Source organism: Microcoleus sp. B7-D4 (genome assembly GCF_036705125.1).
Lineage (GTDB): Bacteria > Cyanobacteriota > Cyanobacteriia > Cyanobacteriales > Microcoleaceae > Microcoleus.
The window spans coordinates 1-7174 of the sequence record NZ_JAUBTT010000185.1; the positions used below are offsets into that span (position 1 = coordinate 1).

Consider the following 7174-nt stretch of genomic DNA (forward strand, 5'->3'; position numbering starts at 1 on the left):
AGTCAACCACAAAACAATAGAGGACGCGCTCAACACGAACAGTTTTAGCTGCATAGAAACACCCCCAAACCAATCAACAGCATCGCTAATCCACCGATTAAAACAGCCTGTAAGTCAGTCACTGAAACCTTAAGCAGCTTACTCAGGGAGTAATCAAGTAGCCAACTTAGACCCCACGCTATCGCCATTGCTGCTAATAGAAATAAAACGGTTTTCCTTGCAGTCGGATGCAGGCTCGCTATCCACCCTAAAAGGGAGAAAGCGATGCACCCGGCGACAAAATAGTTCGCCAAATACATCGCTTTCATTTAGCTATTCCCTCCAGTGAGTTTTGCCTTAATCGCATCAATCCGAGAACGAGAATCATTCTCAGCCTTGTCAATCCCTAAGCCAAGTCGCGCGTAACCAGGCGTTAGACCGTGCAACTTTTTAGCAAGGCCAGCGTTCGATCGCAATTTCCGTAATTCGTTGTCCGCGACTACTCCCTCATATTTTCTGTGCTCTTTGTGTACGGATGCGTCCGCTGCTTCAATCTTCCCCAGGGCTTTATAAGCTCGCTTAGAATTCCGAGCGCCCTCGACTTTTTCCTTAGCCAAGTCCTTTACCGCGTCCGCTTCATCTTTGGAAAAATAGCGCGGTGCTGCTATGACAGGAATCGATCGGATCGATCCAAAGTTACCGGGGCTAGTGGGAGAGATTGCACCCGCGTCGGTTGCCGCTAATACCTTAGATTTATCGATCGCGTGGTGGCCGTCGTTAGTTGCTGAGAGTTTACCCGCGTCGGAATTACCGCCGAATAATTTAAGCTGTAGAGACATTTATTTTGCTCCAAATTGGATGTTTACTTGAATTGGGAAAACCTTACTGTGCAAAGGTTTGAGTAGAAAAAGCAAAATCATCGCACCCAAAAAAAGTGCGATCGCAAACTTAATATTGATTGGTTGAGTTTTCTCTGTGTAGCGCGGGTTTAGCGGGTGCAAGTCGGTATGAGCTAAAAGCTTTACCCATGTAGACTTGCAGCGCTTATCCCCATAGAGTGAAGCGTAGGGAGTCAATCCCATCTCGTCCGCCGTCCGTTTGAGCGCGTCGAGTTTCAGGGCATTATTGCCCATAAAGTAATTCGATCGCCCGTTTTGGGGCGGTTTTTGTGTCATGATTATTTTGCTCCGTCGCTGGTGATGTCATCGTCGGGGAAGTCGTGGTTAGTTCAGCAGTTCCAAGTGCTGACTACCGCGCAACATCTTCCTTACTATTTACGATCGTTCGTTTCGGTTCCCTTGTCAAGCCCTGGCGCTGGAAATTCAGGGAAGCCCCAGAACTAACCAGGGCCGAATTCCTAATTTTCCAAAGTGTCCGAAATTTCGGACACTTTTAGAGATGCGTCTCAGGACACTTTCATTATGGCCGCCATCCTGCGAGCAATTCGTTCGTGCCGTGGTTGCCACCAAGCTAGATGCCACGCTTTTAGGTCAAGGTCGCAGCGGTTGAGTATTCTAGATTCATCATCAATAAATCTTTGCTTGCCTTCGCCGCGTCCATCGGGCCATACCTTAAATTTGTACCAATTGCCGCATCGGTCAAGCTCAATTTTATTCATCCTGAGTTCCCTCTAATATTTTCCTGATTTTCGATACTAGGCCATTAGGTAGCTTGGCTTTAGCGGGTAGCAGAGATTTGAAGAGGCTTAGGAGTTCGCCGGATTTCTCGGTCAAGTCGGGGAATCCTCCGGCAGTGGCTGATTTTTGTTTTAGGTCGGAGAGTTCTGTTTCTACTTCTTCCCGATCGACGCGCTCTTGCGTGAGTCTGGTTTGCAAGATTTTTAAATCCTCTTTCGATTTGTGGATAATAGCGCTGCTAGATTCTAAGAGCTTGGTGTACTCGGATTGAGAGGCTTCTAGCTCATCCCGCAATTTTTGCTTCTCCGATTTGTGTATCCCGATTTCCCAGTCGAGCCTATTTCTATCAGCCTCCAATTCTTTAAAAGATTCTCGCAGCGTGGCATATTCTCGCTTTATCGCATCGTGCCTATCCTCAAGCTCATCACGATTAGCCTCAATCATAGCTATCTGAAAATGGGCATCGGCTAGTGCTTCCTCTGGGGTGAATCCATAAATAGCAGCTTGTGCTAAAGCTTCCTCTGGTGTGGTTAGAGCGTGACTAACCGTTTCTATAAACGGAGAGATGTCGCCATGCCGTTGTTCTAGTGTTTCCTTATCATCTGTCTCTACCGTTTCTATAATCGGTGAGACTTGAGGCTTAACCATTTCCATAAGCGGAGTAGCACCATCTGCTAGCGCTTCTAAATAGTCGTTTCGGGATACCCCTACTTTTGCCGCCGTATCCGCTAGCCATTGCCAAGCATCATCAGTCAAGTTCACCGATCGTATTTTGCGGGGTGTCTCGGACTTGGGGGCAAACTTACCCGATATGTTCCGTGCTTTGTTCATTGCCGTTTCCATAAATGGTTGACATCTCTATCTAACCATTTCCATAAGCGGTTGTCAAGGGTTTTGCTAGCCATTTATAGAAACGGCTCCCTATTGACATTGGCACACAGCAAAACAAAAAGTGCACACCATTCCCGTGGCTGCAATTTGCGCGATGTAGCTAGAATCTCGGAATCTCGGAATTGAGGGATTGAGGGATTCTAGAGCTTCTCATTCCCACTGGATGTGCTCAGGCCATGCAAGCGTCTCGTCCCACGCTCCCCCCACCTTCTCTATCAGCATCCGATATTGAGCGCCGTCCGTCGCCGCCAAGAAGGAAGCGCGCACCCATTGCCCAAAGCGTCGCACCCGTCCCATTCTTCCTAGGGGTTCTGGTTGGGGTTCTGTCTGTTCTGTTTTGGTTCTAATGGTTGAGGCTGTTGTCACAGTAGGTGTTTTTTCTATATCTATAGTCCGAGGTGTGACAAATTGCGGGTCAGGGGGGGCTTTTTCGTAACAATCCTTACTGTGAGCCGATTTGATGCCTACTGTGACATCTACTGTGACAACAGCCTCAACCGCTGCGATGCCGTTCTGCTGGAACTCAAACAAAGCTAGCTCATCTCGTTGCCGCCAGTTCTCAAAAATCTCCGATCGCAACCCTTCAGGCTCCGAGATTTTGTTGCCAGCACTATCAAAGCAATTTGCAGAAGCGGCGCCGCCAAACTTGTAGAATCTCACCCGCTCTTCACCGATGCGGCGCTGTTCGCCTTCGAGCTTGCGTCCTAGTTGACCGAGAAGGCTCCCCACGACTCCGATCGGATTCTTTGCCGCCTTTTCTTGAGAGACTGTGATGCCTGTCAAAAGTTTGACATCTGCTGCAAGCTTCAACGCCTTGGCCGCGAACTCAAGAACCTCTGGCGATTTGTTGCTCCATTCCTTTGCCTGGTCTGTGAACTGCAAAGTATTCAGGAGTTCGTGAATTTTCAGCTTGCCCGTGGTTTGCCGGATATCTTGCAGGCAGAGTTGCCCGTCGCCGCTCTTTATCTGGGAGTCAATACTTTTGCGATCACGCATCAAGACAAAATCTGGGTTGTGGGTAAGCAAATATTCAAGATGAATTTTTCCAAACCATTTATCTTGATGGAGCTGTCTGAGCTCTGGGGTAACCTCTACTTTGTAAATTTCCTTCAGTCTGAATTTTTCCTCTTGATGCCGTTCCGTGTCGGTTTTGCTGCGCTGCTGTTCTAGCTTCTCGAATTCCTCGCGGTCAATGTCCTCTGCCTCTGCCACGGCGACAGCTTCCTCAACCTGGCTGATAACTCTCAGCGCCTTAATTTCCCCGGCAGTGCCACGGTCATCATCACCGCAATTAGTGAGGACGTGCCCTTCAGCCACTAAACCATCTCGCACGGCTTCTCGAAAATCCCAGATTGATGAATTTATTCGGGCCGCGTACTTTCCCCAAAATCTCAAAACTACTGGGTTGTAAGCTTTGTCGAGGTCAAAGTCGAAGTCCTTAAGCAGTGCTAAGTTATAGCGGCAATCTTTCTCTTTAGATGTGGCTACTGCCTTGTAATTTGATTCCCCGTTACCAATTTTCCCCACTGCAATCTGGCGGCACCAGACAAACCTTGGCACAGGCTCACGTACCCGTGCCAGAGATTGCCGCACTTCATTATCAGAGGTTGCACCCTGATAGATGCCAAACACGGCGGTAAAGTGTCCCCGCAAATCAACGGATACCCCAGTTGCCAGCGACGGCGAACAAATCACGATATCGTAGAGCGCCGCTAGTTCGTTGATTTTCTCAGCGCATTGGTAAGCAGGATGCTCAGGGTTCGCGACAGTCTCAGCATCTATTCTGAGGATTTTCTTACCAGGGCAGCGTGATCGGTAATATTTTTCTAAATTCTTACTGCCGTATTTGCTCTTAGCTTTTTGAGAATCGGTGCTGACCCAGATTTTGCCCCCACAAGTTACCTGATCGACTGAATTTTTAAGAAGTCCTGATGGATTATCTTGCGTCCCGCCCTTGACGTGGCGGGTAGCATAAAATAATATTTCCCACGGCTCAGACGGTTGCCAGTGATTTACTGCGGCCCAGGGCTTGACATCAATTCCAGAAAGTTCGCGAACAAAATCGATACTGTAATCGCTTAAGTCGGCATCCTGTAAAACGACTTGGCCGCCAGAATTCAGCACGGTTTGCAGCAAAAGCTTGAGACTTGCAAGAATTGCTTGCCGATGTTCCCGGCAAGTTGCCGAGTTGAGCGCGTGCCAGAAAACTTGCTCGACTTCATCAAAAATAATCAGTGCACCTTTCCAAGCGAGCGGATCGAAAGTGGCCTGAGATGTCGGGTGCAAGCTGTCAATGCAAAGTCCATGTCCGAGAGATTTCCCCTCAATTTTGCGATCGCCGTCGCTATTCATTTCTTCAATCCAGGGGATGCCCACAACTTGGCAGATTGCGCGGCCGAGAACAATTCTGTGAGTCAGAACTAGAACCTTGCGGTTTTCGGCTTGAGCTTTGGCCGCTAGTTTTCTGAGCGCGTGAGTTTTCCCCGTACCTTTGGGAGATTTTATGCAGATAAGTCCTGAGTCTGGGTAAGGGATGTCGAGGTAGCGCTGGTTACACTCCCACGCGATCGGGTAAGTTAGCGCCCAAGCTTTTTTCCTAGTTTCCTTGCTTAGCCACAAGAAAAATTGTTTCTGAATCTCATCAATATTTTTAGCAGCCGACAGTACCGCGTCAACGTTCCCACCAGCAGCACAAAAGTCGTCAATTCCTTTTTGTGGGCCCGGCAACTGTGCAATTTTGGCGATCGCATTTTGCAGTAATTCCCCAGTAGCGCGCGCTGCTTTGTACTCTACAGATTGAAAATATTGCCCCTCGCGGTAATCAAAGATAAAAGTGATATCGCGTCCTGGCGTGTCAAATTCTTGCAAGTCCTCATGCAATCTCTCACCGATCGCTTTGCCGTCTGACTCGCGGTAAATTACCCGTCGGCCCATCCAGATGCCATTTAAGGAAATCGCTGCGTAACCTAGCAGCATCAAGCATCCCGCTTTCTTTGTCCCCTCAGCATTTTTGGTCGGGATATTATTGTCTCGCACCCAGTCCCAAAATCCGATCGCAAGTCCCCACGGCCCAAACAAAACTGGATTCTCTGGAATTGCCACGCCGTACCGCTCGGAGATTTTCTCCCACATCGGCAAGGTCGGCAACAGAAAAGTCGGCCGGCAAGCAATTGATATGTAGCGGCCCGCGTCGTCATAGTATCCGTTTGAGTTTAAATATTTGCCTCTTTTCATTAGAGGCCCGTGAGTAGCTTTGGCGCGGCCGTGGCAAACTAACGCCACAGACTCCATGCAGTCGTCTAATTTTGCGCGGGTCTTTCCGGCTCTAACTCCCGTGCCACTTTGTGACGCTGTGACTTTCGGGTTAAGAGTCTCAAATAATTCTGCACCTCTTTCTGTGTGCCAGTTCCCCATGAAGAAGGGAAGTTTTATGTCGAGGCTTACGCTTGGCGGGCTAGATGCAAGCAATTCTTGCAGGTGCTCAGGCAGTAGCTCAGTTTCTTGTAGATTATTCTGAATGTCGAACTTTTCTGATATCATAGTGATAATGATTCTTATTTTCTAAGAACCGCTAGCACCACCATCGAAAACCTGAAGAACCCTACTTTATTTTGAACCGATATTGAGATACAGTGAGACTACGAAATGTTTGAAGATTCTTTTGCGAGAATCTGGGTTCTGTCGGTTGCCTTTGGTGGTGCTGGCAGTTTTTTTTTGTTTGCTAACTGGCCGTACTGCCACTAAGTAATAATAATACCGCAAAAGTCCCTCTCGGCCGCAAACTTTTTCGCGACTGTAGAAACTGATCAGTTTTGTGTTTCAATCCCTGATATTTCCGATAGCTATAGCATGGCGTGTAGCATTGACATATCATTCAACACCGAAAGTATAACAAAAATATATATTTTAAAAAAGCTTTATTTCTTTATTGTTTTATTTCTTCTCATCCTGTGTCGCTGCGATTATGCGAACGACACAGGCTGAAAATGTAAAAAAAACGTACCGTTTCTCTGGCAAAACTCGGTCGTCGGGTTTAAAGGTAAAAGCACTCGACGACCGCTTCAGAATAAGGGTTGTAACGACGTGGCGTTATTCCCCAATAATCTGACGATACTCAGCCTCAGCAGATTTGTATTTTTGGGAGCCTCCTTTGTTGATACCCCAAACTTCGAGTATCGTTTTAGCTTTGCCCCAACCTTTTGCTTTGAGTTCCAATACCCGTTCGATCCGTTCACTTTTTACCCGTTCAAAGTCAATTTTTGCTAGTTGGTTTGAACGATCGGAAAGTGAACGGTCATCCTCTGACTCATCCTCACAAGCCAGTGCTAGAGCGCGTTCCAGATGCTCAACAGGATTCAGAATGGCTTCTGCTTCCTGTTGTCGCTGTTGCTGGCTGACGTAGACGCTGGTGCTAATTTCATCCTCTACATCTGCCTTGATAGCTCGGGACTTCAATTCCTCAATTTCTCCCTCGTCTGCCAGTTGACGGGCGATATTGCCAGCCGTGACAGCACAAGCCATCGCAGCGCACAGGCTGACACCTTGCAGTGCTTTGTGAGTGTCTAGCGTTTTGTCCAGGGCTGCTAGTGGAGTCAACCACAAAACAATAGAGGACGCGCTCAACACGAACAGTTTTAGCTGCATAGAAACACCCCCAAACCAATCAA

6 protein-coding genes are annotated in these 7174 nt (G+C 48.0%); all 6 read right to left on the bottom strand.

The features are described from left to right. Positions 1 to 308: 308 nt before the first annotated feature. Positions 309 to 818: a hypothetical protein gene (locus tag QUB12_RS36055; RefSeq protein ID WP_333310909.1), complete on the bottom strand. Its 510-nt coding sequence runs from the start codon at positions 816 to 818 to the stop codon at positions 309 to 311. Continuing rightward, complete coding sequence (locus QUB12_RS36060; protein WP_333310910.1) at positions 819 to 1154, bottom strand: hypothetical protein; 336 nt, start codon at positions 1152 to 1154, stop codon at positions 819 to 821. Between the two features lie 230 nt (positions 1155 to 1384). Next, positions 1385 to 1597 carry a hypothetical protein gene (locus QUB12_RS36065; RefSeq protein WP_333310911.1) on the bottom strand — a complete coding sequence of 71 codons (213 nt, stop codon included), beginning with the start codon at positions 1595 to 1597 and terminating at the stop codon, positions 1385 to 1387. Further along, on the bottom strand, positions 1590 to 2447 hold the full coding sequence (locus tag QUB12_RS36070; RefSeq protein ID WP_333310912.1) for a hypothetical protein: 858 nt from the start codon (positions 2445 to 2447) through the stop codon (positions 1590 to 1592). Before QUB12_RS36070 ends, QUB12_RS36065 begins: the two co-directional genes overlap by 8 nt. Positions 2448 to 2657: 210 nt before the next feature. Then, positions 2658 to 6047 (bottom strand): plasmid replication protein, CyRepA1 family, encoded by a 3390-nt coding sequence (locus tag QUB12_RS36075; protein WP_333310914.1) that lies wholly within the window; start codon positions 6045 to 6047, stop codon positions 2658 to 2660. Between the two features lie 549 nt (positions 6048 to 6596). Next, the coding region (locus QUB12_RS36080; RefSeq protein WP_333310915.1) for a hypothetical protein at positions 6597 to 7174 on the bottom strand (578 nt) is incomplete at its 5' end.